The sequence below is a fragment of the Streptomyces sp. NPDC051173 genome (assembly GCF_040689515.1).
Classification (GTDB): domain Bacteria; phylum Actinomycetota; class Actinomycetes; order Streptomycetales; family Streptomycetaceae; genus Streptomyces.
The window spans coordinates 30593-54722 of sequence record NZ_JBFBBD010000046.1 but is presented as its reverse complement, the minus strand read 5'-3'; the positions used below and the strand labels follow the sequence as shown (position 1 = coordinate 54722).

The window sequence follows — 24130 nt, the reverse complement described above, 5'->3', positions numbered from 1 at the left end:
CGCCCCTTCCCGAAACTGGGGCTGCGCCCCAGACCCCGCAACACGCTTCGCGCGTTGTCCTCAAACTCCCCCAGCTACCGCTGGGAGGTGCCCCCGACGGGCTGAAAAGAAAAGAACGGCGCACCCGACTGAAAAGAACCGGCGCACCCACCGGCCTTCATGTTGCCCTCCGGCGGAGGGGGTGGGGCCGGAGGGTGAGGTTCTGGAACGCGGTGCGTCGTCACAGCACCCAACACGTAAGACGGCGCCACGCACCGCGTTCCAGGTCCTCAGCCCGGAGGTCACACCCCCGGTCCAGCCACAAACCAGCCCGGCCGGCGCTTGAGGCCACGCCCGAAGGGCGTCCCGCCGCAGGCGCACACAACCCGCACCCACAAACAAGAAGGACCCCGACGCAGGGGGGGGTGGCGCCGGGGTCCGGTCTATGAGGATATGCCCTTTTAGGCCGCCGCGTCGAAACCTGTGTCGTGAGCCATCTTCTTCAGTTCCAGAAGCGCATGCTTCTCGATCTGCCGAATCCGCTCACGCGTAAGCCCATGCTGCTTGCCCACCTCCGTGAGCGTCCGCTCCCGGCCGTCCTCGATGCCGTAGCGCGCCTTGATGATCGAGGCGGTGCGCTGGTCGAGGCGGCCGATCAGATCCTCGAGCTCCTCGCTGCGGAGCAGGGCGATCACGGACTGCTCGGGCGAGACGGCGGAGGTGTCCTCAAGGAGGTCACCGAACTGGGTCTCGCCCTGGTCGTCCACGGACATGTTGAGGCTGACCGGGTCGCGGGCCCAGTCGAGGACGTCGCTGACGCGGCCGGGCGTGGTGTCCAGCTCGGCGGCGATCTCGGCGGGCTCGGGGTCGCGGCCGTTCTCCCGGTTGAACTCGCGCTGGACGCGGCGGATCCGGCCGAGCTCCTCCACGAGGTGGACGGGCAGCCGGATCGTGCGGGACTGGTCGGCGATGGACCGGGTGATCGCCTGGCGGATCCACCACGTGGCGTACGTGGAGAACTTGAATCCCTTGGTGTAGTCGAACTTCTCGACCGCGCGGACCAAGCCGGCGTTGCCCTCCTGGATGAGGTCGAGGAGGGGCAGGCCACTGCGGGGGTAGCGGCGGGCGACGGCGACGACGAGGCGGAGGTTGGACTTGATGAAGACGTCCTTCGCACGGGCGCCCTCGGCGGCTATCGCCTCGAGCTCCGCGCGGTCCGCGCCCGCGGCTCCGGCGCCCTCGGAGTCGAGGGCTCCGTCGAGGAGCTGCTGGGCGTAGACACCGGCCTCGATGGTCTGGGACAGCTCGACCTCCTTGGCGGCGTCGAGCAGGGGCGTACGCGCGATCTCGTCGAGGTACATGCCGACCAGGTCGCGGTCGGCGATTTCCCCGCCAGCGGCGCGAACACTGCTTGCCCCTTCAGCGCCCTTTGCGGCGGTCTGACGACGGGCGACGGCACGGGTTGCCATGCGTGCTCCCTTGCGATGAGTCGGTCGCGGGACGGATGGGACTCCCCTTGAGGGCGGACCCTGCCACGGGTGTCCCGTCCGAAGGAAAGAACGACTGGAATCCGGACAGAATTCCCATGGAACGTCTTATTTTTTGTGATCATGCAGTACCCTGTCCGGCCGCAACGCGGGAGGACGCTCCAAGGAACCGGGGAAGCGCAGGTCAGAGCCGGTACGGAGGGTGACACCGGGGCGGCCGGGAAGCGTGGTCCGCGACCGTCCGCGCTGACGCCCCGGCACCCCGCTCGCCCTTCAAGACGACCTGGGCGCGCCGACGGTTGCCCACTCAGCCGCCCGGCACGTCCGGAACGTCATATTCCGCGGCGCGGGGCGTAGCGATTCGGCGGCGCGGGCCGTAGCGGTTCCGCGGCGCGGGCCGTGGCGGGAGGGGCCTGAAGTGATCGAGTTGCCGCCGCCCGTACGCGGGTGTGCCCTGGTGGGACAAGGCAGCGGTGCGCGCCACCGCCGGCGGAGCCGACGCGGGGGTGACGCACAGGCGAGAGGAGCCCGCGATGCCGACGCACTCGATCATGCCCGGCCACCACCCCGGCCACGAAGGCCCCGGCCCGGTCCCCCGCGGCACGCATCTCCGCGGCGCGGACCACGCGTCCCGGCTGTCCTGGGCCGTCCCGCTCACCGGAGCCGTCGTGCTCGGTCTGTACGCCGTCTTCCTCTCGGGCCGGAACGGCTTCACGACGCTCGGCTCCTGGCTCATGGGGATCGCCGTCGCCCTGGTCTCCGGGGGCGTCGGGTACGTCCTGATCCGCGAGCGGAAGAAGATGATCACCGAGGTCCGCGCGGTGGCGTACGGCTCGCTCTTCGGCTGCAGCATGGGCTTCCTCTACAGCCTCAGCGGGGACTCGGTGCTGCGCTCCATCGAGATCGGACTGCTGCTGGGCCTGGGGATGGGCCTCGTGTCGTACTACGTCTTCTACTCGCACGAGCACTGAGTCCGCCCCGCGACCGCCCGCCCCTACCCGAACTGCACCGACCTCTTCGCCAGGCCCATCCAGAAGCCTTCGACGGCCGTGCGCTGACGGTTCAGGTCGGCGCCGGCCGCGCCGAGGGTGACGAAGAGCGGGGCGAAGTGCTCGGTGCGCGGGTGGGCCAGCCGGGCCGACGGGGACTTGCGCTCGAAGTCCAGCAGCGCGTCGACGTCCCCGGCGGCGAGCGCCTCGCGCCCCCACGCGTCGAACTCCGCCGACCAGGCGGGCGGCCCCGACCCCGCGTGCCGCAGCGCCGCCAGGTTGTGGGTGAAGAAACCGCTCCCGACGATCAGCACCCCTTCGTCGCGCAGCGGCGCGAGCTTGCGCCCGACCTCCAGCAGCCGCTCCGGGTCGAGGGTGGGCAGCGAGATCTGGAGGACGGGGATGTCCGCGTCGGGGTACATCTCGACGAGCGGGACGTACGCGCCGTGGTCCAGCCCGCGGTCCGGTATGTCCTGTACGGGGGTCCCGGCGCCGCGCAGCGTCCTGCGCACCCGGTCGGCGAGCTCCGGCGCGCCCGGGGCGTCGTACCGCACCGCGTAGTAGCGCTCGGGGAAGCCCCAGAAGTCGTACACGAGCGGCACCCGCGCGGTGGCGCCGAGGGCGAGCGGGGCCTCTTCCCAGTGGGCCGAGACCATCAGGATCGCGGTCGGCCGCGGCAGCCCGGCGGACCAGGCGGCGAGCTCGGCGGTCCACAGCCCGTCATCCGCGAGGGGCGGTGCGCCATGGGAGAGGTAGAGCGCGGGCATGCGTTCGCCGGTGGCCTGCATGGTGCCTCCCGAGGGGTTGATTACTTTGAGGGTTGTTTGAAAGTTCAAGTTATTCGTCAGTTTAGCCCCGCCTTATTTAAACTTCAAGAATCGCGACATCGAGGAAGCCGACGGGTGAAACAGTGGATGCCATGACCAACCGAAAGGTCCCGGACGCCGGGCAGCCGCGCTGGCTCAGCGCCGAGGAGCAGGACACCTGGCAGGCGTACCTCCACGCCACCACGCTCCTGGAGGACCACCTCGACCGGCAGCTCCAGCGCGACGCCGGGATGCCGCACGTCTATTACGGGCTGCTCGTGCACCTCTCCGAGGCTCCTCGCCGGCGGATGCGGATGACCGAGCTGGCCCAGGGGGCCAAGATCACGCGCTCGCGTCTCTCGCATGCCGTCGCCCGGCTGGAGAAGAACGGGTGGGTCCGGCGGGAGGAGTGCCCTTCCGACAAGCGCGGGCAGCTGGCCGTCCTCACGGACGAGGGGTTCGCGATGCTCAGGGATTCCGCGCCGGGGCATGTGGCGGCGGTTCGTGGGGCGATCTTCGATCGGTTGACGGTGGAGCAGGTTCGGCAGCTTGGTGATATCTGCCGCACGATCTCGGCCGGGCTTCAGCCGGCCTCGGGAGCGGATCTTCCCTGGTTGCGGTAGGTCGTCGGCTGCCGTCTGCGTCTGCGGGGACGCCCTTCGGGCGTGGCCTCAAACGCCGGCCGGGCTGGGTGTGTGGCTGGGCCGCCGGGGGTGTGGCCTCAGGTGCCGGCCGGGCTGGGTTGGTGGCTGGACCGGGGGTGTGGCCTCCGGGCTGAGGACCTGGAACGCGGTGCGTGGCGCCGTCTTACGTATTGGGTGCCGTGACTACGCACCGCGCTCCAAAACCTCACCCTCCGGCCCCACCCCCTCCGCCGGAGAGCAAGTTAAAGGCCAGTGGGTGCGCCGGTCTTTTCTTTTTCAGCCCGTTGGGGGCACCTCCCAGCGGTAGCTGGGGGAGTTTGAGGACGCCGCCGCGCAGCGGTGGTGCGTAGACGGCCATGACGAAGGCCCCCCGCCTGAGCGGGGGGCCTTCTCTTCGTGCAGACCGTGTCAGTGCGCCATCACCGGGATGGCGTCCTCGATTGACTCGTCCTCGCCGGACCTCGCGGCCGGGCCGCCCTGGTGGCCGGTGTTGATCGCGAGGAACGCGATCGCCGAGGACAGGGCGAGGATGCCGACCGCCCACCAGATGGCGACGGAGTAGCCGTGCACGCTCGACTGGAGGACGAGCAGCTTCTGGCCCGCGGCGCCCCGGGTGGCCTCGGACAGGTGGGACTTGGCGTACGCGGTGCTGGCGCTGGCCGCGATGGTGTTGAGCAGCGCGGTGCCGATGGCGCCGCCGACCTGCTGCGAGGTGTTCACCATCGCGGAGGCGACGCCCGCGTCGCGCGGCTGGATGCCGTGCGTGGCCAGGCTCATGGCGGGCATGAAGGCCGTGCCCATGCCGAGGCCCATCAGCATCAGGCCGGGCAGGATGCCCGTGGCGTAGGACGTGTCCAGGTCGATCCGGGTCAGCCACAGCAGGCCCAGGGCGGCGAGCAGGAAGCCCGGGCCCATCAGCCAGCGCGGGGCGACCCGGGTCATCAGGCGCGCGCCGATCTGCGTCGAGCCGGTGATCATCATGAAGATCATCGGCAGGAAGGCGAGACCGGTGCTGACCGGGCTGTAGCCGCGGGCGACCTGGAGGTAGTAGGTCAGGAAGAGGAACAGGCCGAACATCGCGATGGCCGCGAGGCCGAGCGAGGCGTAGACGCCGCCGCGGTTGCGGTCGGTGATCACGCGCAGCGGCAGCAGCGGCGACTTCACCTTGGACTCGACGGCCACGAAGGCGAGCAGCAGCACGGCGGCGGCGATGAACAGGCCGACGGTGGCACCGGCCGTCCAGCCGTGGGACTCGGCGCGGGTGAAGCCGTAGACCAGGGAGACCAGGCCGGTGGTGGCCAGGACGACGCCGGGGATGTCCAGCTTCGAGGGGTTGCGGCTGCCGGCGGGCTCGCGGATCACGGCGATGGCACCGGCGGCGGCGACCACGGCGAAGGGGATGTTCACGAAGAACGTCCAGCGCCAGTTCAGGTACTCGGTGAAGACACCGCCGAGGATGAGGCCCACGCCACCGCCGGCACCGGCGATGGCACCGAAGACGCCGAACGCCTTGGCGCGCTCCTTCGCGTCCGTGAACGTGACGGCGAGCAGCGACAGCGCGGCCGGCGCGAGCAGCGCGCCGAAGACGCCCTGGAGGGCGCGGGCGCCCAGCAGCATGCCGGTGTTCATCGCGGCGCCGCCGAAGGCGGAGGCGACCGCGAAGCCGATCAGGCCGATGACGAAGGTGCGCTTGCGGCCCCACAGGTCGGCGATCCGGCCGCCGAAGAGCAGCAGGCCGCCGAAGGCGAGCGCGTAGGCCGTGATGACCCACTGCCGGTTGCCGTCCGAGATCCCCAGGTCGGTCTGGGCGGAGGGCAGCGCGATGTTCACGATGGTCGCGTCGAGGACGACCATCAGCTGGGCCAGGGCGATGAATATCAGCGCTTTCCAGCGCCTGGGGTCGGGGGCGGTCGTGTGGGGCATGGTGCCTACCTCAGTGTTGCGTGGTGCGGGACGGCGAGCGCGTGGCGGCGACCCTGACGGGACGAGCCACGAAGTCTTGGGGGTCAGCCGGAACAGCGGCTGCGGCGCAGTGCCTCCAACGAGGCCGCGGAGCCGGGGAGTTCGGAACGGGCCGGGTTCATCAGGCCGTCGAGGAAGAGCTGGACGTGCCGGTGCACGAAGGCGTCGAAGGTGTCGCAGCCCTTGCCCGGCAGGGGCCTGGTCAGCTGGGCGAGCGCGATCATCAGATCCCCGACGGCGACGTCGGTGCGCAACTGCCCGGAGGCGCGGGCGGCTTCGATCAGCTCCTCGACCGCCCGGTCCAGGCGGCCGCCGGCCGCGACGTGGTCCGGATGCGTCGGATCGATGCTCTCCGCGAAGAGCGTGCACAGTGCCCCGACCCGTTCGTCGGCGGCCGCGTGGGCGAAACGCCTCAGCGCGTGGAAAGCATCGGGCTCCTCGGCTCGTGCCCTCTCCGCCTGGTCCGCGAGGCGGCCGAGGACGAACAGGGTGACATGGCGGATCAGCTCGGAGCGGTCCGCGAAGTGCCGGTACAGCGTGGCATTCCCGACCCCGGCGCGTCGAGCGATTTCATCGAGGGAGGTCTCGTCGCCGTATTCGACGAGCGCCTCCCGCGCGGCGGCGATGATCCGTTCGCGGTTGCGCAGGGCGTCCGCGCGGAGGCGGGGCTGGGGGGTGGCCACGGGTGGCACTCCTTCCTCGGGACTTCTCTCGGGGCTTCTCGTCGGGGCTTCTCTCCGGCTCCGGTCACGCCCTGAGCCGACTCTCCGTACCGGATCACAAGCGGGGAGCGAATCCCCGTTTCGGACGGACGAAGGAGTAAACGGGGATGCGCTCCCCGGATATTTCCCGCCCCGCGCATGACGCGCGTCACACCCGCGGGACCTCCATCTGCCGCAGCCCGGGGAGCGCTCCGGCGCGCGGCGGCACAGGGTGATCACAGAGCGGCCGGACGGCGGGCCGCTCGCCCGGGAGGTGCACCGGCATGAGATCCCTGGCCATCGCGGTCATGGTGCTGCTCACGCTCGCCCTCACCGTGCCGCTGCCCGTCCGGGAGGGCGGGACCGGTGCCGTCGTCGCCGCGGCGCCCGGCGGCCGGTCCGCCACGCCCGCGGGGGCGGGCCGCCCCACGGGCCCCTGCGCGCTCCCCGGCGTCACCGACAACGTCTCCGAGTCCGCGCACACCCCCGACGGCTTCGCCCGCTCCTTCGGCACCGTGCGCGCGGTCACCCTCTTCGTCGACTTCCCCGACGCGCGGGCCACGATCAGCCCGCAGGAGCGCTACGCCGAGTTCTTCCCGGCGGTCGCCGACTTCTACCGGGCCAGTTCGTACGGGCGGCTGGACTACCGCTCGACGCCGGTGCCGCGCTGGATCCGGATGTCACGCCCGTACGCGACGTACGGCATCACGCGCGGCGCGCCCTTCGACGGCGGCAGCGAGAACGGCTACCACGCGATCGCGAAGGAGATCCTGGCCGCCGTCGACGAGAGCGTCGACTTCCGGCAGTTCGACCTCATCAACGTGCTGGTCGCGCCGGGCGCGGGGCCGCCCGCCACCCAGGACGTCCGCTCGGTGACCTTCGCGGGCGCCCCCACCGGGCTCACCACCGACGACGGGACGCCCTTCAAGAACGTCTCGTTCATCTGGAGCCGGCAGACCGGCGACAGCCCGTTCCGCGTCCTCAACCACGAGAACGGCCACAGCTTCGGCCTGCCCGACCTCTACTACACGAGCGCCGAGGACGGCGGCCGGGTGAAGACGCCCGTGGGCCACTGGGACCCGATGGACGAGGACTGGGGGCCGTCCAACGACTTCCTCGCCTGGCACAAGTGGAAGCTGGGCTGGCTGGGCCCCGGTCAGGTGCACTGCCTGACGGGTCCCGGGCGGCGGGTGGTGACCCTGACCCCGACCTCGGTCCCCGGCGGCCCCAAGCTGGCCGTCGTCCCGCTCTCCCGCACCCGCGCGATCACCCTGGAGGTCCGCACTCCGGGGCCGCTGGACCACACGGTCTGCCGGGCCGGCGTGCTCGTCTCCACGGTCTCCACCGACATCGCCTCGGGCGCGGGCCCCGTGCGCACCTCCGACGCCACCCCCGGCAGCATCGGCTGCTACACGAACGACCTGAACGTCAACGCCCCGCTCAGCGACGCGCCTTACGTCGCCGGACAGCGGTGCTCGACGGCGGGGGTGGACATCGAGGTGCTCGACGGGCGCGGCGCGGGGACGTGGCGGGTGGCGGTGACGGTGGGCGGGGGCTGACCCCTCGGGCGCTGCCCCCTCAGGCGTCGTCCCGCCAGTGCCGCCGGCCGACGCTGATCAGCCGCAGCTGCCTCCTCGCCGTGTCCGCGATCGACGGCTCCTCCCCCGGTCCGGCCTCCAGGAAGGCGGACGCCGTCATCACCAGGTGGTCGACGTACATCCCGGCGAGCATGCGCACGTCCTCCGCGCTCCACCCCGCGGAGACCTCCTGCGTGGCGAGCGCCGCCGCGACCTCGTCGCCGAACTTCGCCAGTTCCGCAGCGATGGCCTCACGCACCGCCCGTACGCCGCCGTGCCGTTCGCGCGCGATGAAGCGCACGTGCGCCGGGTGCAGCCGTACGTGCGCGGCGACCGCCGCCACGCTGCGGTCGATGACCTCCTCGGCCTCCGTCTGCTCGGCGAGCACCGCGCGGATCATCACGTGCAGGCTGCCGAGCGACTGCTCGACCAGGGCCACGCCGAGGTCGGCCATGTCGCGGAAGTGCCGGTAGAAGGCGGCGGGCGCGACCCCCACGACCCGGGTGACCTCGCGCAGCCCGAGGCTGCTCAGGCTCTGCTCCTCCAGCAGGCCGAGCCCCGCCTCCAGGAGGGCCTGACGGGTCTTCTGCTTCTGGGCCTGACGGACGCCGAGGGTGTTGCTCATGGATTCAGTAAACAACTGTTTGCCCGATGGCGCCACCAAGGGGTACGCTGCTTTCAGTGAACAGTTGTTACTCCATCTGTTCACCCAACGCTTGAGGAAGGACCGGAAATGATCTTCCTGATAGCGGCCGTCCTCCTGCTGGGAGTCCTGGTGGGCGCCGCGGCACACACCCCGCTCCCCGTGCTGCTCCCGGCGGCGGGCGCCATCGCCGTCTGGCTGCTGGCCTTCGCGGTCCGTGAACGGACGAGGGAGCGGTGACGATGACGACGACCCTGAACGAACGGCGGCGCGCGGCCACTCCGCGGCCGGCCGACCCCGCCCCCACCCCGACCCCGGCGCCCGCGCCCCGCGCCCGCCGCGACGTGCCGGACGCCATGGCCGTCTGGTCCTTCGTCCTGGGCCTGCTGGGGCTGCTGATCTTCAACCTGGTCCTGGGGCCCGTCGCCCTGACCCTTGCCACCCTCGCCCTCACCCGCGGCACGACCCGCAAGGGCCGCGCGGCCCTCGGCCTCGCGCTGGGCGCGGCGGACCTGGCCGTCATCGTCACGCTGATGGCGACGGACCACACGATCTCCTGGGCGGCCGGCGGCTGAACCGCCGCTGTGCTCCCGGAACCTCTCCGGCCCGCGGTTGGGTGACCGCCGCACCTCGTCTTCCCCACGCTCGACGACCACCGTTGAAGGCTCAGTCGCCAGTCGGCCGAACCGCAGGACGGAGTGTCGTGAACCAAGCAGCAGTGCTGAGTCTTAATGACCGTCGGGGGCAGCACCAGGGGCCGGACCGCACCGGAGGGCGCGGAACGGACGGAAGAGGGGGCGCGGAACTGCGCACCTCCCTCTTCTCCACCCTGCGCCGCAGCGACCAGCGCGAAAAGGCGGACCGCTATCTGAGCGGGCTGCTCGCGGCCGAGGGCCGCAAGTCGATCCGCAACATCGCCACGGTGCACGGCGGACCCGCCGCGGAGCAGAGCCTGCACCACTTCATCTGCAGCTCCACCTGGGACTGGGAGCCGATGCGCGCGGAGCTCGCCCGCTTCCTGGGCCGGACCGCGCCCCACCGGGCCTGGGTGGTGCGGTCGCTCGCGATCCCCAAGGCGGGTACGCACTCCGTGGGCGTGGGGCGGCAGTTCGTCCCCGACCTCGGGCAGGTGATGAACGGGCAGTTGGCGTACGGCGCCTGGTTCGCCTCCGAGGGGATCAGCGCGCCCGTCGACTGGCGGCTCTTCCTGCCGCCCACCTGGCTGGACCACGAGGGCCGGCGGTCCCGGGCGGAGATCCCCGACGGCATCGAGGAGGCCACCCCGGCCCAGTGCGCCGTCGACACGGGGCTGGGCGCCGCGCGCTCGTGGGGGCTGCCGAACCGGCCCGTCATCCTGGACACCGAGCTGGGCGAACCCGGCACCGCCGTACGGGCGTTCGCAGCGGCAGGGGTCCCCCTGCTCGCCCGGATCGACGCCAGGACACAGCTGTCCGTCGCCGACCGGGCCCTGCCCGGCGCCGGCAGCGGGGCCCTCCCGGCCCGGCAGATCCTGGAGTCGGTCAGGGGCCTGGCCCGGCCGGTGGACTGGACGCACCCGACCGCGCCCGGCGTACGCCTGACCACGCTCGCCGCGGCGGTCCCGGTGCGGCTCACGCGGCCCGCGACCGGACCGGCGCCGCTCGCCCGGCGCGAACTGCTGCTGCTGGGCGAGTGGCCGGACCGGCGGCGGCAGCCGTCCCGGATCTGGCTCGCCGACCTGCCGGGCGTCCCGCTGAGCTCCCTGCTGCGGCTGAGCAAGCTCGCGGTGAGGGTCGACCACGACGTGGAACGGGTGGGCGACCGGGTGGGCCAGCGCGACTACGAGGGCCGCTCCTTCCCCGGCTGGCACCGCCACATGACCCTCGTCTCGGCGGCGCACACGTTGGCGATACGGACCGCTGCGCCGTCCGCTGCGCGGGGCGAGCAGCGCAGGGCGAGCTAGTAGGGCCTGTCCGGCGGATCTTGTGGTCGGTGCTGCGGGTGGTCGTCGTCCGCACCGCCGCTGCGCGGCGGTGTCCTCAAGCGCCGGACGGGCTGGTCGTGGCTGATCCGGGTGCGCAATTCAGCCCGTTGGGCGTTTGAGGACGCGCCCCCTACGCCCCGCGTTCGGCGAGCATCCGCCGTGTCCGGTTGAGCCTGAGCGCGAGCTGGATCTCCAGCGAGCGCTCCGGCTTCTGCCAGTCCGCGCCCAGGAGTTCGGTGATCCGTTCCAGGCGGCGCGAGACCGTGTTGGGGTGGACGTGCAGGGTTCTGGCCGCGTGCCGCGGGCTGCTGCCGGAGGCGAAGTACGCCTCCAGCGTGCGGGTGAGCTCCGTGAAGCGCTGGGTGTCATAGTCCAGCACGGCGCCGATGACGGAGCCTATGTAGTCGTCGGTGTCGTACGTGTCGCACAGGAGCAGGCCGAGGAAGCCCATCTGCCGGGGTGTGGCGACGCAACCGGTGTTGCCGAGCTCCGTGAGCGCTTCGAGGCAGTGCTGCGCCTCGCGGTGGACCTGCCGGACCGTGTCGAGGCCCGACGTCGGCCCGGAGGCGCCCACCGTGACCGGATGCCCGAGCAGCGGCGAGAGCTGGTCGCTCACGGACCGCGCGACGGCCTCCGCGTCGTCGCCCGGCAGCAGCAGCGTGATGCAGCCGTTGTGCACGCTCTTCAGCCCGCGCTTGCGCTGGGCGTACGAGGAGGCCCAGACGACCGCCCGGCCCTGGGAGCCGCCTTCGGGGCGGGCCACCACGACGACGTGCGGGTCGTCGACGTCGACGGCGAGGGCGCGGGCCCGCTCCTCGACGTGCCGCCACGGGCGGCGCGGTCCCGCCAGCAGTTCGTCGAGGAACTCGTCGCGGACCTGGCTCGCGGCCACGGCCGTGCTGCGCTCCAGGAGCAGGGCCAGCGCGACGGTCCGGGCGGTGAGGAGGAGCGGCGCGGGCGGGTCCGCGCCCGGGTCGGCCGGGACGAACAGCACGGTCCCGAGGTCCTCGCCGCTCGCGGCGACGGGGGCGATCCAGGCCCCGCCGCCCAGCGGCACCGGCTCGCCCCCGGCGTGCGCGTCCAGCACGCCCTCGGTCAGTTCCGCCGCGTCGAACGCGGGCAGTTCACCGGTCGCGGCCAGGATCCGGCCGCCGGGGTCACGGACGGCCAGCGTGCCGCGCATCGCCTCGGCCGAGGCGCCGACGATGCCGCGCAGATCGCCGCCGTCCAGGACCCGGCCGACCAGGTCGCTGTGCACGGTTTCGAGGCGGCGCCGCTCGGCGAGTTCCGCCTCGGCGGCGGCCCTCTCCCTCTCCAGCGCCCGGGTCCCGGCCCGTACTTCCTCCAGCGCCCTGGCCTTCTCGATGGAGACGGCCGCGACGTCGGCCAGCGAGCACATCAGGCTGATCTCGTCCGGCAGGAAGTGGCGCACCTCGCGGCCCGCGCCGTAGAGCGTGCCGACGACGGTGCCGCAGCACGTCAGCGGGACCGCCATGATCGCGCGGATGCCCTCGGCGCGGACCACCTCGTCGATCTCGTCGGCGTGCGCGATGCGGTCGTCGGCGAGGTAGTCCGGGGTCCAGAAGGGGGCGCCCTCGGTCAGGACCGCGGTGCCCAGGCCCGAGCTGCCGCGCACCTTCAGCCCGACGTTGAGCGCGGTGGTGTCGCCCTCCGAGGCGCGGATGGTCATCCCGCCTCCCACGGGGCCCGCGCCGCCGTCGGCGCGGGTGCCCGCGGCCGCCTCGTGGAGGCCGATGTAGGCCAGGTCGAAGCGCAGCAGCAGCCGGGCCCGCCGGGCGACTTCCTTGAGCAGGCTCTCCAGGTCGCGCGCGTGGCTGAGCTCGCGCGCGGTGTCGAGGAGCGCGGTCAGCCCCGCCTCCCGGCGCTGCCCGCGGCCGAACAGCTCGTGGATGTCCGTGCCCAGGCGCACGGCCCGGTCGAGTCTTTCCAGCTTCTTGACGGACGCGCCGTCCCGGCGCGCGCGCTGGAGCAGCTCCTCGAACTGCCGTGGGGCTTGTCGGTGGGCCAGAAGTTCGAGCACGTCCAGCGCGTCGGGGCCGGTTCGGTGCACATCAGCCATCAGATCGTCCCCCCGTAACAACGGCTGCCTCCCAGATCCCTCTAAGAATCCATGTCCCAAGGCTACTAGTTTTGGTCATTTCAGCCCCAGGCCAGGGCGAGGGAGCGACAAGGAGGCGTAAGGAGGACACGGGGCATGGTGGTCCGGTCACCACCCGCGGCGGCCGACTGTGTCACGGCATCACCTTTTGCGATTTCATTACCTAAGCCATGATCAACAACGGGGCCGTGGCAGCGCCCCGCCGAAGACGTTTCCTCTGTAGGGGGCACAGGGACCTGATGTCGGAAGTCCGCAGTTACCTCCACTCCTTGGAGCGCGGCCAGGACTCCCTCACGCGGGAGGACCGGCCGGCCACCTTCACCATGAACGGACGCGAGTGGGACCTGCTCGACCAGGTCTTCGCGCCACCGCACACCTCGTCGACCGGCGCCGCCATGGGGCTGCTGGGGCTGGCCGGGCCGCGGCCCGGCCCGTGGCGGGGCTCCCTGCTGGAGATCGGGTGCGGCACCGGCGTCATCGCCGTCGGCGCGGCCCTGGCCGGCAGCCCCGAGGTCACCGCCTCGGACATCAACCCGCACGCGGTGCGGAACACCGCGCTGAACGCCGCGCGGCACGGCGTCGCCGACCGGGTCCGGGCCGTGCACAGCGACCTCTTCGCCGGCCTGGCGGACGACGAGCGCTTCGACACGGTCTACTGGCACTCCAACTTCGTCCTCGCACCGCCGGACTACCACTACCGCTCGGACCACGAGCGGGCGTACGTCGACCCCGGCTACGCCGCCCACCGGCGGTATCTGGAGGAGGCACCCCTCCGGCTGGCGCCCGGCGGCCGGGCCCTGCTCCACTTCTCCAGCCGGGGGGACACGGAGGCGCTGCGCCGGGCGGCGCGGGAATGCGGCAGGCAGCTGCGGGAGCTGAACAGCACGACCGTCCGGGACGGCGCGGTCCCGGTCGAGCACACGTTGTTGGAGGTGTCCGTCGTCAGGACACCGCGAGGTACGGGGCGATCGTGCGCACACTGATCATCGACAACTACGACTCCTTCACCTACAACCTGGCCCACTACCTGACCGCGGTCAACGGCCGGGAGCCCGTGGTCGTCCGCAACGACGACCCCGCCTGGCGGGCCGGCAGACTCGCGGAGTTCGACAACGTCGTGCTCTCCCCCGGGCCCGGGACCCCGGAGCTCGCGGCCGACTTCGGCATCTGCCGGGAGCTCGTCGACCACTGCGACCTGCCCCTGCTCGGGGTGTGCCTGGGGCACCAGGGCATCGCCCTCCAGCACGGCGCCACGGTGCGGCGCGCCCCGGAGCCCCGGCACGGCCGCACCTCGCCCGTACTGCACGACGGGACGGGGCTGTTCGCGGGGCTGCCCGCGCCGTTCGAGGTCGTGCGCTACCACTCGCTCGCGGTCACCGACCTGCCCGACGAGCTGGAGGCGACGGCCTGGACACCGGACGGCGTCCTCATGGGGCTCCGGCACCGGCACCGGCCGATGTGGGGCGTGCAGTTCCACCCCGAGTCCATCCGCACCGAGTACGGCCACGAACTCCTCGCGAACTTCGGCGCGTTGAGCCGCGAGCACCGGGCGGAGCGGCCCGCGCCCGTGCGGCTCTCCGGCGGTCCGGCCGCGCCCGCGGCCCCTGCCCGGCACCGGCGGTTGCGGGTGCTGGCCGAGCCGCTGCCCGTCCGCTGGGACGAGGAGGCCGCGTTCGAGGCGCTCTTCCACGGCGGCGAGCACGCCTTCTGGCTGGACAGCAGCACCCACGAGCAGCCCCTGGGCAGGTTCTCCGTCATGGGGGACGCCTCGGGCCCGCTCGCCCGCGTGGCCACGGCCGACGTCGGCACCCGCACCGTCTCCGTGCATTCGGCCACCGGCACGCAGGTCGTCACCGGCGAGTTCCTCGAATGGCTGGACGCGGACCTGCGGGAGTGCGCCACCGAAGTCCCCGAGCTGCCCTTCGACTTCGCCCTGGGCTGGGTCGGCTACCTCGGGTACGAGCTGAAGGCGGAGTGCGGCGGCAGCCGCGCGCACCGCGCCGAGGAGCCCGACGCGGCGATGGTCTTCGCCGACCGCGCCCTGGTCCTCGACCACCTGACCGGCACCGCCCACCTCCTCGCGCTGGCGGAGGACGGCGACGAGGGCGCGGCGCGCGCCTGGCTCGCCGCCACCGCCGGGACGCTCGCGGCGCTGACGGGCAAGGGGGCGCCCCCGCTTGAGGCACCCGCGCCGCTCTCCGGGGTGCGGCTGCGCCACGACCGCGAGGCGTATCTGGACCTGATCGCCGAGTGCGGGCGGGAGATCGCGGCGGGCGAGACCTACGAGGTGTGCCTGACGAACATGGCCGAGGCCGAGGGCGAGCTCGACCCCTGGCAGGGCTACCGCCTCCTGCGCCGCGTCAGTCCGGCGCCGTTCGGGGCGCTGCTGCGCTTCGGGCCCCTCGCGGTGCTGAGCACCTCGCCCGAGCGCTTCCTGCGGATCTCCCGGGACGGCGTCGTCGAGTCCAAGCCGATCAAGGGGACCCGGCCGCGCGGTGCCACGCCGGAGGAGGACGCCGCGCTCGTCGCGGACCTGCGCGCGGACGAGAAGGACCGGGCCGAGAACCTGATGATCGTCGACCTGGTGCGCAACGACCTCGGGCGGTGCGCGGAGTGGGGCTCCGTGGAGGTGACCGGGCTCTTCGACGTCGAGACCTATGCCACCGTCCACCAGCTCGTCAGCACCGTCCGCGCGCGCCTGCGGCCCGACGCGAGCGCGGTGGAGTGCGTACGCGCCGCGTTCCCCGGCGGTTCGATGACCGGGGCGCCGAAGGTCCGCACCATGGAGATCATCGACCGGCTCGAAGGGGGCCCGCGCGGCATCTACTCGGGTGCGATCGGCTATCTCTCCCTGTCCGGGGCGGCCGACCTGAGCATCGTCATCCGTACCGCCGTGGTGACACCGGGGCGGGTGCGGTACGGCGTCGGCGGGGCCGTCATCGCCCTCTCCGACCCGGCGGCGGAGTTCGAGGAGACGGCGGTGAAGGCGGCCCCGTTGCTGGCCCTTACCCGTGGCGGCTTCCCCGGCAGGGACGGTCAGGCGACACCGGCCGGCTCCGGACAGCCGGCCCGCTCCACGGAACGCGCGGTCTCGTCGAAGGGGATACCGAGCCTCTCCAGCTCCGCCACCACCTGACCGGCGGCCCGGTGCCCGCAGGTGAGCGTGTCACCGTGCGCGCTCCCGTGCCGGGCCAGGTCCTCCAGGGCGGCGGGCGACAGGGCGCTCACCGTCCCCCAGCCGACGAGCCCGGCCGCCCCGCGCGCGTCGGTGGCCCACAGCGGGCGGGGCGGGCGGGCGCCGTGTGCCACGAGGGCCCTCCAGCGGGCGCTGCCGAGCAGTTCGTCGTGCGTGCGGTAGACGAGCCGGGCCGCGGCCAGGGCCGCCGTGCCGCGCAGCGCTCCGGCCGCGGGGTCGGCCGACCCCGCGAGCAGGGCGTCGACGCGGTCGCCGAGGCGGTCGACGTCGACCTGGACCACGGCGGCGACGGCGGTGAGGTCGCGGCCCTGCCCCGAGGCCCGTTCGAGGCCGTGGAAATAGGCGTCCGCGGCGGCGGCGTACCCCTGCGGGCCGCAGACCGGGCCGACGTGGACCCCGATGCCCCGCGCGAGGCAGTCGGCGGCGGTGGCCAGGCCCTCGTCGCTGGCGTCGGTCCTGATCAGCACGTTGGGCCGGGCCACCGCGTCGGCCAGTGACCGCGCCGCCTCGGGGGCCGGGCCGGGAGCGGCGCTCACCCAGCCGTCCTTGCCGTGCGTGGCCGCGAAGGCCTCGCGCAGGACGTCGCAGGCCCCGCGGATGTCCTCGGCGGGCAGCGGGTCCGCCACGGCGCCGCGCACCGCACCCTCCGCGACCGCGCGGGCCAGGGTGCCGTCGGCCAGGTGGCCGTGGCGCAGGCCGCCGAGCCACAGGGAGACGCCTTCCGCCGCCAGCTGCCCCAGGACGCCGCTGCCGTCGTTCTCGTCAGAGGACGGGCCCGCGCTCAACCAACACACCTCCCGCAAGGCTCGTATCGTCTGCGCCGGGTCCCACCGGCAACTCCGCCCGCCGTGACGCCTGTTGGAGCTCCACGGGCGGACCGCCGGTCACGCGGACGGCGGCGTGGGCCACGGGTCGCGCACCACGTCGGACAGAGTGCGAAAGTTTACCCCGGCGGTAACCCCTCCCCCCTGCGCGGGCCACGCGCACGGGACCCAACTCCGTTGCGGTCGTTTCGGTTTCAAGCGAACCGGCCCGAGTGAAGGTACGGACCATAGCCCCGCGCCGCCGCCACGGCAACCACCGTCCCAGAGCCCCGGCACGGCGACGAGCCGAAGCGGACCACTCCGTCATATCGCCCTCGCCCCGGCGCCGACTTGATGGAGTGGACCGGCCGGCGTTGACAACCACCAGGCGTATGCGAAATGTCTTTCCCGGCCGGGAAAAACTCCCTCCCGCATCACCTGACGAAGTAGGGATTACGCCCTTCACCTCCTCACCGCGGCTGTCACAGACTCCATGGGCGCCGCTCCCGGAAATCCCTTTACGGGGCGCGGTGCCCGATCGCCATGGAGGAATTTAATGGACAGCGATATGTCACTCCTGCGAACTGTTCCGGCACAGCAGCAGCCGGCTTGGGAGAATCACCCGGATCTCGCGCGCACGCTCGCGGAACTGAAAGAGAAACCCGGCCTCGTGAACGGGGCGGACGTACGGATCCTGCGCTCCCAGCTCGCCGAGGCGGCGGCCGGGAAGGTCCAGGTCGTGCAGTCCGGCGACTGCTCCGAGGACTTCGCGGAGTGCACATCGGGCTACGTCGCCCGCAAGGCCGCACTGCTCGACACGCTGGCCGGGGCGATGCGGATGAACGCGCACAAGCCGGTGCTGCGCGTGGGCCGGATGGCCGGCCAGTTCGGCAAGCCGCGCTCCAACCCGACCGAGCTCGTCGACGGCCGTGAGCTGCCGGTCTACCGCGGCCACATGGTCAACGACCCGAGCCCCGACCCCGAGCTGCGGCGGCCCGACCCGCGCCGGCTGCTGGCCGGCTACGACGCGGCGAGCCAGGCCATGCGGCACCTGGGGTGGACGGGCTCCGACCTGCCGCGCTGGATCGGCCCGCCGGTGTGGACCAGCCACGAGACGCTGCTGCTCGACTACGAACTCCCCATGGTCCGCAGGGACGAGGAGGGCCGCCTGCTGCTCACGTCCACGCACTGGCCGTGGATCGGCGAGCGCACCCGCCAGGTGGACGGCGCGCACGTCACCCTGCTCGCCAAGGTCGTCAACCCCGTGGCCTGCAAGGTCGGTCCGAGCATGACCACCGACGAGGTCCTGCGGCTGTGCGAGAAGCTCGACCCGGAGCGGGTGCCCGGCCGGCTGACGCTCATCGCGCGCATGGGGGCGGACAACGTGGCGGAGAAGCTGCCGCCGCTGGTCAGGGCCGTGCACGCGGCCGGACACCCCGTCATCTGGCTCACCGACCCCATGCACGGGAACACGATCAGCGGCCCCGACGGCCTGAAGACCCGCATGCTGGAAACCGTGCTGCGCGAGGTCGAGGAATTCCAGATCGCGGTTTCCGAACACGGCGGCATCCCCGGTGGACTCCATTTGGAGACGACCCCGGACGAGGTCACCGAATGCGTCTGCGATGTCACGACGTTCGACCGGGTCGGCGACAAGTACACCAGCTTTTGCGACCCCCGCCTCAACCCCGTGCAGGCCGTACAGGTCGCCGCGGTCTGGCGGGCATGAACGACGGCCCGCGGGTCGCCCCCCGCGCCGCGCCGCAAACGAAAGGCTCAGCAGTGAACGGAAAAGTCGCGCTCGTCACCGGGGCCGCCGGCGGTATCGGTGAGGCGATCGCCCGCGTCCTCGCGGGAGCGGGCATGTCGGTGGCCGCGGTCGACCGGGACGCCGACGGTCTGAAGGCGTCGGCCGGCCGTGCGGCGGCCGACGGCCTGGACATCACCGCGTTCCCCGCCGACGTGACGGACAGCGCCGCCGTCGAGGCCGTCGTCGACGAGGTCGAACGGCGCCTCGGGCCCGTCGGCCACCTGGTCAACGCCGCCGGTGTGCTCCGGCTCGGCCCGGCCAGGGAACTCTCCGACGCGGACTGGCAGGCCACCTTCGCGGTCAACACCACCGGGGTCTTCCACGTCTCCCGCGCCGTGGTCAACCGCATGGTGCCGCGCGGCCGCGGCGCCGTGGTGACCGTCGCGTCGAACGCCGCCGGCACGCCGCGCACCAACATGGCGGCCTACGCGGCGTCCAAGGCCGCGGCCGCCATGTTCACCAAGTCGCTGGGCCTGGAGGTCGCCCGGCACGGCATCCGCTGCAACGTGGTGGGGCCGGGCTCGACCGACACCCCGATGCTCAACTCGATGTGGCACGACGAGAGCGGGCCCAGGGCCACGATCGAGGGCGACCTCGACGCGTACCGCGTGGGCATCCCGCTGGGCAAGGTCGCCCAGCCCGAGGACATCGCGCGGGCCGTGGCCTTCCTCCTCTCCGACGAGGCGTCCCACATCACCCTGGCCTCCCTCACCGTCGACGGCGGTGCGGCCCTCGGTGTCTGACACCGGCAACGACCACAGAAACGCGAGGCAGCCCATGCCGGGGATTCCGGCCATCGAGCCGTACCCGATGCCCACCGAGGGCGACATACCCGAGAACACCGCGGCCTGGACCGTGGATCCGGACCGCGCCGTCCTGCTGCTGCACGACATGCAGCGCTACTTCCTCGAACCCTTCCCCGCGGACGAGGCGCCCGGCCGGGACCTGGTCCGCAACGCCACCGCGCTGCGCGAGGCCAGTGCCCGCCTGGGCATCCCCGTCGCCTACACCACGCAGCCGGGCAGCATGACCCCGCAGGAGCGCGGCCTGCTCAAGGACTTCTGGGGCCCCGGCATGCGGGTCGACCCCGAGCACCGCGCGGTGGTCGACCCACTGGCCCCTGAGCCCGGCGACTGGGTGTTCACCAAGTGGCGCTACAGCGCCTTCTTCAAGTCCGAACTCCTGGAGCGCATGCGCTTCGACGGGCGCGACCAGCTCGTCATCTGCGGGGTCTACGCGCACATCGGCGTGCTCAGCACCGCTATCGACGCGTTCACCCACGACATCCAGCCGTTCCTCGTCGCCGACGCCGTCGCCGACTTCTGCGCGGCCGACCATCGCCTGGCCCTCGACTACGCGGCCCGGCGCTGCGCCGTGGTCAGCACGACCGCGACCGTGCTCGACGAGCTCCAGCAGACCCGGGCGCGGCTGTGACCGCGGAAGGAGCCTCCATGGACAACGACCTGCTGGCACGGATCCTCATCGAACAGCCGCCCTCCTTCGCCCTGTTGTACCGCCCCGAGGCGTCGGGCGCGGAGGTCCTGGACGTCATCGTCGGCGACGCGGTGGCGGTGGACGAGCTCGCCGACCTGCCCGTCTCCGAGGAGCCGGGCCCCGCAGGCGCGCCCCGCCACGAGGTGCTTGCCGTCGTCCCGTACCGGCAGATCGCCGAGCGCGGCTTCGCCGCCCCCGACGACGGCGAGCCGCTGCTCGCGATGACCGTCACGGAGCAGGACACCGTCCCGGTGGACGAGGCGCTGCGCCGCCTGCCGAACGTGCCGACGGAGCTGTCCGGCGGCCACTTCGACCTGGACGACGAGCAGTACGCGGACACCGCCCGCACGATCATCGCCGAGGAGATCGGCACGGGCGCGGGCGCCAACTTCGTCCTCAAGCGGTCCTACGTCGCCGACATCACCGGCTACACCCCGCACAGCGCGCTCTCCTTCTTCCGCCGCCTGCTGGCGAAGGAGGCGGGCGCCTACTGGATCCACCTCGTCCACACCGGCGGGCGCACGCTGGTGGGCGCCAGCCCCGAGCGGCACGTCAGCCTCTTCGACGGCACGGCGGTGATGAACCCGATCAGCGGGACGTACCGCTACCCGGCGTCCGGCCCGACCCTGCCGGGGGTGATGGACTTCCTCGCGGACCGCAAGGAAGCCGACGAGCTCTACATGGTCGTCGACGAAGAGCTGAAGATGATGGCCCGGATCTGCGAGGACGGCGGCCGGGTCGTGGGCCCGTACCTCAAGGAGATGGCCCGCCTCGCGCACACCGAGTACTTCATCGAGGGGCACACGTCCCGCGATGTGCGGGAGATCCTGCGCGAGACGCTCTTCGCCCCCACCGTCACCGGCAGCCCGCTGGAGAGCGCGTGCCGGGTGATCAACCGCTACGAGCCGGCGGGCCGCGGCTACTACAGCGGCGTGCTGGCCCTCATCGGCCGGGACGAGCGCGGCGGGCGCACCATGGACTCCTCCATCCTCATCCGCACCGCCGACATCGACGGCGGCGGGCGGCTGCGGATCGGGGTGGGCGCGACGCTCGTACGCCACTCCGACCCGGCGTCCGAGGCCGTGGAGACGCGGGCCAAGGCCGCCGGGCTGCTCGCGGCCCTGGGCACGGACCGTACGGACGGCTTCGGCGGGCACGCGAGCGTGCGCGACGCGCTCGCGGCGCGCAACGACCACATCGCGGGCTTCTGGCTCAAGGAGAACGACGCCCGGTCCCGGCCCGTGCCCGCGCTGGCCGGCCGCCGGGTGCTGGTGGTCGACGCCGAGGACACCTTCACGTCGATGATCGCGCACCAACTCCGCTCCACGGGGCTGTCGGTGACCGTGCGCCGCTTCGACGAGCCGTACTCCACCGACGGCTACGACCTGGTCGTCATGGGCCCCGGCCCCGGCGACCCGCGCGACACCGCGCACCCCAAGATCGCCCACCTGCGGGAGACGATCGGCGCGCTGCTGGCCGGGCAGCGGCCGTTCCTCGCCGTCTGCCTCAGCCACCAGGTGCTGTCCACCCTGCTCGGCCTCGGCCTGGTGCGCAGGGAGACCCCCAACCAGGGGGTGCAGCGCGAGATCGACCTGTTCGGCCGGCGCGAACGGGTGGGTTTCTACAACACGTTCGCCGCCCACAGCGACGAGGACAAGGTCCAGGCCCCCGACGGCTCCGTCGTCGAGGTCAGCCGGGACGTCGCGACGGGCGAGGTGCACGCGCTGCGCGGCCCCGGCTTCGCGTCGATGCAGTTCCACGCCGAGTCCGTACTGACCGAGGACGGTGTCCGCATCGTCGGTGAGCTGCTCGAGGAGTTGATCCGGACATGCGCGTCGTGGTCGTCTGGTGGGATCTGAGCGAGTCGCGGGAGACCGTCGCCTCGCTGCGGGAATTCCTCCGCGGCGAGGCCGTGGACCGCTGGGCCCAGGTGCCCGGGCTGCGCCTGAAGCTGTGGATCTCCGACACCGAGGGCCCGGCCGAGCGCTGGGGTGCCGTCTTCGTGTGGGAGTCGGCCGCGGCGGCGGAGCAGCCCCTGCCGACCAAGGCGGGCGAGCTGATCGGCTACCCGCCGGCGCACCGCTCGTCCTTCGACCTGGAGGCGACGACGGAGGGTCTGTACGACCTCGCGCGGCTCGCGGGGCGGGGGCTGGCGTTCGCGTAGCGGAGCAGCGGTGAAACGCGGAGCGGCCGGTGCCCGGGGAGGGGCACCGGCCGCTGTGCGGTCCGGCTCAGAGGGTGGCGAGCGCGCCGTCCACGACGTCCGCGATCATCTGCCGGTCGTCGTGGGCCCTGCTGAGGACGTGCAGGCCGTAATACGTGCTCAGCACCTGGCGTGCCAGGCTCGCCGCGTCGCGGTCGGTGCGGATCTCACCGGCCCGCTGACCGCGCGCGACCGCCTCCCGGAGCGCCTCCTCCACCCTGGCGAAGTGGCGGTGCACCTGCGCCTTGACGTCCGGGTCCGCGCTGGCCATCTCGATGGCCGCGTTGATCGCGAAACAGCCGACGGGGCGCCCGGTGCCGGAGGGGTCGACCTCGATGTCGACGTCGTGGAGCATCAGCTCGCGCAGCCGGTCCTTGACCGGCCCCGGCCGCTCGAGGATCCCGATCTGCGCGTCGGTGGCCGTGTCGTAGTACCGGCGCAGGGCGCGCAGATACAGCTGTCTCTTGTCGCCGAACGTGTTGTAAAGGCTCGACGGGCCCAGCCCGGTGCCCTCGCTCAGGTCACGGGTGGAGGTCGCCTCGTAGCCGCGGCGCCAGAACGCGTCCATCGCCGCGCCGATGACGCGGGTCTCGTCGAACTTCCTCGGCCTCGCCATAATCAGCACACTAGAGGTTTTGAAGCGATCGTCCAAAAACCCCAGGCAGGGGGCTCGCCGGGCGTCGCCGTGCCGCCTCAGGCGCCCAGCGCCTCCTTCACCACGCGGGTCCGCTCCGCGGCCGCGCGCTCGCTCAGCTCGGTGCCGTAGGCGTCGAAGATGTGGAAGGTCCCGGCCCACTGGTGGATCCCGGTGGGGACGCCCGCCTCCAGGAGGCGCAGTCCGTAGCCGATGCCCTCGTCGCGCAGCGGGTCGTACTCGGCGGTGATGATGTGGGCCGGGGGCAGTCCCGAAAGGTCCGTGGCCCGGCCGGGTGCCGCGTAGGGCGAGGTCTCGCGCTGCTCGTGCCCCTCGCCGAGGTAGTGCCGCCACGACGCCCGGGAGTGCGGCGTGGACCAGACCGGGGTGTCCTGGAAGCGCCGGGCGGACGGGGTGTCCATCCGGTCGTCGATCACGGGGAACGTGAGCAGCTGGAACACGAGCCGCGGGCCGCCGCGGTCGCGGGCCATCAGCGTGAGCGCGGCGGCGAGCGCGCCGCCGGCGCTGCATCCCGCGACGCCCATCCGGTCCGGGTCGATGCCGAGTTCGGCGGTGTTCTTCGCCATCCACTCCAGGGCCGCGTAGCAGTCCTCCACGCCGGCCGGGAAGGGGTTCTCGGGCGCGAGGCGGTACTGGACGCTGACCACGACGCAACCGCCGTCGGCCGCGAAGCTCGCACAGTGCTGGTGCTCGGTCTCCAGGTCACCCATGACGAAGCCGCCGCCGTGGATCCACAGCAGACCGCCGTGCGGCCCCGGGGTCTCGGGGGTGTAGATGCGCACGGTGACGTCCGGGGCCCCCTCGGGCCCGGGGACGGCGCGCTCGGTGACGATGATCCCGCTGGTGTCGACCGGGGGCCACTGCGCCTCAAGACCCTTCAGGGTGCGCCGGGCGACGGGCGGGTCGGTGACGTCGAGGTACGGGATCCCCTCGACGAGCGGGGCGAGTTCGGGGTGGTATTCCGGGCGGGGGGTCGAGCCGGCCGGAGAAGTTTCGCTCATACAGCCAGCCTCCCGCCGGGCCAGGGGAGTTGACCACCGCGCACTGTCGGCGAAGCGGGCCATCCACCCGCCACCCGTCGGGCAACCTGACAGAGTCG

At 72.5% G+C, this 24130-nt stretch carries 22 protein-coding genes; 13 read left to right on the top strand and 9 right to left on the bottom strand.

The genetic code is table 11. From position 1 onward, the window contains the following. Nucleotides 1-440: 440 nt before the first annotated feature. Nucleotides 441-1448: a sigma-70 family RNA polymerase sigma factor gene (locus AB0435_RS22760; protein ID WP_366008541.1), complete on the bottom strand. Its 1008-nt coding sequence runs from the start codon at nucleotides 1446-1448 to the stop codon at nucleotides 441-443. A 551-nt stretch (nucleotides 1449-1999) separates the two neighbouring features. Between AB0435_RS22760 and AB0435_RS22755 the strand changes: the two genes are divergently transcribed. Beyond that, nucleotides 2000-2437: a hypothetical protein gene (locus AB0435_RS22755; RefSeq protein ID WP_366008542.1), complete on the top strand. Its 438-nt coding sequence runs from the start codon at nucleotides 2000-2002 to the stop codon at nucleotides 2435-2437. Between the two features lie 23 nt (nucleotides 2438-2460). Here the strand turns inward: AB0435_RS22755 and AB0435_RS22750 are convergent, their stop codons facing one another. Then, nucleotides 2461-3243: a class III extradiol ring-cleavage dioxygenase gene (locus AB0435_RS22750; RefSeq protein ID WP_366008544.1), complete on the bottom strand. Its 783-nt coding sequence runs from the start codon at nucleotides 3241-3243 to the stop codon at nucleotides 2461-2463. Nucleotides 3244-3374: 131 nt separating this feature from the next. Between AB0435_RS22750 and AB0435_RS22745 the strand changes: the two genes are divergently transcribed. Continuing rightward, nucleotides 3375-3884, top strand: a complete 510-nt coding sequence (locus AB0435_RS22745; protein WP_366427824.1) for a MarR family transcriptional regulator — start codon at nucleotides 3375-3377, stop codon at nucleotides 3882-3884. Nucleotides 3885-4313: 429 nt separating this feature from the next. On the opposite strand, the gene AB0435_RS22740 is transcribed toward AB0435_RS22745, so the two are convergent. Next, nucleotides 4314-5828, bottom strand: coding sequence for an MFS transporter (locus AB0435_RS22740; RefSeq protein WP_366005921.1), 1515 nt, complete (start codon nucleotides 5826-5828; stop codon nucleotides 4314-4316). 83 nt (nucleotides 5829-5911) lie between these two features. Next, nucleotides 5912-6550 carry a helix-turn-helix domain-containing protein gene (locus AB0435_RS22735; RefSeq protein ID WP_366427823.1) on the bottom strand — a complete coding sequence of 213 codons (639 nt, stop codon included), beginning with the start codon at nucleotides 6548-6550 and terminating at the stop codon, nucleotides 5912-5914. Nucleotides 6551-6852: 302 nt separating this feature from the next. Here AB0435_RS22735 and AB0435_RS22730 point away from each other — a divergent pair, with 302 nt between their 5' ends. Then, nucleotides 6853-8127: a M6 family metalloprotease domain-containing protein gene (locus tag AB0435_RS22730; RefSeq protein WP_366005923.1), complete on the top strand. Its 1275-nt coding sequence runs from the start codon at nucleotides 6853-6855 to the stop codon at nucleotides 8125-8127. A gap of 19 nt (nucleotides 8128-8146) precedes the next feature. Here the strand turns inward: AB0435_RS22730 and AB0435_RS22725 are convergent, their stop codons facing one another. Then, nucleotides 8147-8770: a TetR family transcriptional regulator gene (locus tag AB0435_RS22725; RefSeq protein ID WP_366427822.1), complete on the bottom strand. Its 624-nt coding sequence runs from the start codon at nucleotides 8768-8770 to the stop codon at nucleotides 8147-8149. Nucleotides 8771-8878: 108 nt separating this feature from the next. On the opposite strand from AB0435_RS22725, the gene AB0435_RS22720 reads away from it, so the two are divergent. From AB0435_RS22720 to AB0435_RS22710, 3 genes are all read left to right on the top strand, one after another. Next, on the top strand, nucleotides 8879-9028 hold the full coding sequence (locus AB0435_RS22720; protein ID WP_366005925.1) for a hypothetical protein: 150 nt from the start codon (nucleotides 8879-8881) through the stop codon (nucleotides 9026-9028). Between the two features lie 2 nt (nucleotides 9029-9030). Then, nucleotides 9031-9363: a hypothetical protein gene (locus tag AB0435_RS22715; RefSeq protein ID WP_366005926.1), complete on the top strand. Its 333-nt coding sequence runs from the start codon at nucleotides 9031-9033 to the stop codon at nucleotides 9361-9363. A 128-nt stretch (nucleotides 9364-9491) separates the two neighbouring features. Beyond that, nucleotides 9492-10730, top strand: a complete 1239-nt coding sequence (locus AB0435_RS22710) for a transposase (RefSeq protein WP_366005927.1) — start codon at nucleotides 9492-9494, stop codon at nucleotides 10728-10730. A gap of 151 nt (nucleotides 10731-10881) precedes the next feature. On the opposite strand, the gene AB0435_RS22705 is transcribed toward AB0435_RS22710, so the two are convergent. Beyond that, nucleotides 10882-12831 carry a helix-turn-helix domain-containing protein gene (locus AB0435_RS22705; protein ID WP_366427821.1) on the bottom strand — a complete coding sequence of 650 codons (1950 nt, stop codon included), beginning with the start codon at nucleotides 12829-12831 and terminating at the stop codon, nucleotides 10882-10884. Between the two features lie 278 nt (nucleotides 12832-13109). Here AB0435_RS22705 and AB0435_RS22700 point away from each other — a divergent pair, with 278 nt between their 5' ends. Next, the gene (locus AB0435_RS22700) at nucleotides 13110-13853 is read left to right on the top strand and encodes a methyltransferase domain-containing protein (protein WP_366005929.1); all 744 of its coding nucleotides are present in this window, start codon (nucleotides 13110-13112) and stop codon (nucleotides 13851-13853) included. After that, the gene (pabB, locus tag AB0435_RS22695; protein WP_366005930.1) at nucleotides 13841-16006 is read left to right on the top strand and encodes an aminodeoxychorismate synthase component I; all 2166 of its coding nucleotides are present in this window, start codon (nucleotides 13841-13843) and stop codon (nucleotides 16004-16006) included. Before AB0435_RS22700 ends, pabB begins: the two co-directional genes overlap by 13 nt. On the opposite strand, the gene AB0435_RS22690 is transcribed toward pabB, so the two are convergent. Further along, nucleotides 15907-16851, bottom strand: coding sequence for a transaldolase family protein (locus AB0435_RS22690; protein WP_366427820.1), 945 nt, complete (start codon nucleotides 16849-16851; stop codon nucleotides 15907-15909). The two genes, pabB and AB0435_RS22690, sit on opposite strands and share 100 nt — an antisense overlap. Nucleotides 16852-17425: 574 nt before the next feature. Between AB0435_RS22690 and AB0435_RS22685 the strand changes: the two genes are divergently transcribed. Genes AB0435_RS22685 through AB0435_RS22665 form a run of 5 tightly spaced genes read left to right on the top strand, consistent with a single transcriptional unit; the run spans nucleotide 17426 to nucleotide 22337 of the window. Then, nucleotides 17426-18598, top strand: a complete 1173-nt coding sequence (locus AB0435_RS22685; RefSeq protein ID WP_366427819.1) for a 3-deoxy-7-phosphoheptulonate synthase — start codon at nucleotides 17426-17428, stop codon at nucleotides 18596-18598. A 53-nt stretch (nucleotides 18599-18651) separates the two neighbouring features. Beyond that, on the top strand, nucleotides 18652-19422 hold the full coding sequence (locus tag AB0435_RS22680; protein WP_366427818.1) for a 2,3-dihydro-2,3-dihydroxybenzoate dehydrogenase: 771 nt from the start codon (nucleotides 18652-18654) through the stop codon (nucleotides 19420-19422). A 34-nt stretch (nucleotides 19423-19456) separates the two neighbouring features. Beyond that, a complete protein-coding gene (locus AB0435_RS22675) occupies nucleotides 19457-20113 on the top strand; it encodes an isochorismatase family protein (RefSeq protein WP_366005934.1) in 657 nt (218 codons plus the stop codon). A gap of 17 nt (nucleotides 20114-20130) precedes the next feature. Further along, the gene (locus AB0435_RS22670) at nucleotides 20131-22032 is read left to right on the top strand and encodes an anthranilate synthase family protein (protein ID WP_366427817.1); all 1902 of its coding nucleotides are present in this window, start codon (nucleotides 20131-20133) and stop codon (nucleotides 22030-22032) included. Then, a complete protein-coding gene (locus tag AB0435_RS22665; protein ID WP_366427816.1) occupies nucleotides 22002-22337 on the top strand; it encodes a hypothetical protein in 336 nt (111 codons plus the stop codon). The genes AB0435_RS22670 and AB0435_RS22665 overlap by 31 nt, the downstream gene beginning before the upstream one ends. A gap of 67 nt (nucleotides 22338-22404) precedes the next feature. Here AB0435_RS22665 and AB0435_RS22660 read toward each other — a convergent pair whose 3' ends face one another. Then, complete coding sequence (locus tag AB0435_RS22660; protein WP_366005937.1) at nucleotides 22405-22992, bottom strand: TetR/AcrR family transcriptional regulator; 588 nt, start codon at nucleotides 22990-22992, stop codon at nucleotides 22405-22407. A gap of 77 nt (nucleotides 22993-23069) precedes the next feature. After that, complete coding sequence (locus AB0435_RS22655) at nucleotides 23070-24032, bottom strand: alpha/beta hydrolase (protein WP_366427815.1); 963 nt, start codon at nucleotides 24030-24032, stop codon at nucleotides 23070-23072. Between the last annotated feature and the right edge of the window lie 98 nt (nucleotides 24033-24130).

Coding starts and splice junctions, on each gene's coding strand:
- AB0435_RS22715 (WP_366005926.1), top strand. CDS start 9,031: ATGACGACGACCCTGAACGAACGGCGGCGCGCGGCCACTCCGCGGCCG.
- AB0435_RS22705 (WP_366427821.1), bottom strand. CDS start 12,831: ATGGCTGATGTGCACCGAACCGGCCCCGACGCGCTGGACGTGCTCGAA.
- AB0435_RS22760 (WP_366008541.1), bottom strand. CDS start 1,448: ATGGCAACCCGTGCCGTCGCCCGTCGTCAGACCGCCGCAAAGGGCGCT.
- AB0435_RS22745 (WP_366427824.1), top strand. CDS start 3,375: ATGACCAACCGAAAGGTCCCGGACGCCGGGCAGCCGCGCTGGCTCAGC.
- AB0435_RS22670 (WP_366427817.1), top strand. CDS start 20,131: ATGGACAACGACCTGCTGGCACGGATCCTCATCGAACAGCCGCCCTCC.
- AB0435_RS22720 (WP_366005925.1), top strand. CDS start 8,879: ATGATCTTCCTGATAGCGGCCGTCCTCCTGCTGGGAGTCCTGGTGGGC.
- AB0435_RS22730 (WP_366005923.1), top strand. CDS start 6,853: ATGAGATCCCTGGCCATCGCGGTCATGGTGCTGCTCACGCTCGCCCTC.
- AB0435_RS22700 (WP_366005929.1), top strand. CDS start 13,110: ATGTCGGAAGTCCGCAGTTACCTCCACTCCTTGGAGCGCGGCCAGGAC.
- AB0435_RS22685 (WP_366427819.1), top strand. CDS start 17,426: ATGGACAGCGATATGTCACTCCTGCGAACTGTTCCGGCACAGCAGCAG.
- AB0435_RS22665 (WP_366427816.1), top strand. CDS start 22,002: ATGCGCGTCGTGGTCGTCTGGTGGGATCTGAGCGAGTCGCGGGAGACC.
- AB0435_RS22740 (WP_366005921.1), bottom strand. CDS start 5,828: ATGCCCCACACGACCGCCCCCGACCCCAGGCGCTGGAAAGCGCTGATA.
- AB0435_RS22725 (WP_366427822.1), bottom strand. CDS start 8,770: ATGAGCAACACCCTCGGCGTCCGTCAGGCCCAGAAGCAGAAGACCCGT.
- AB0435_RS22655 (WP_366427815.1), bottom strand. CDS start 24,032: ATGAGCGAAACTTCTCCGGCCGGCTCGACCCCCCGCCCGGAATACCAC.
- AB0435_RS22660 (WP_366005937.1), bottom strand. CDS start 22,992: ATGGCGAGGCCGAGGAAGTTCGACGAGACCCGCGTCATCGGCGCGGCG.
- AB0435_RS22755 (WP_366008542.1), top strand. CDS start 2,000: ATGCCGACGCACTCGATCATGCCCGGCCACCACCCCGGCCACGAAGGC.
- AB0435_RS22750 (WP_366008544.1), bottom strand. CDS start 3,243: ATGCAGGCCACCGGCGAACGCATGCCCGCGCTCTACCTCTCCCATGGC.
- AB0435_RS22675 (WP_366005934.1), top strand. CDS start 19,457: ATGCCGGGGATTCCGGCCATCGAGCCGTACCCGATGCCCACCGAGGGC.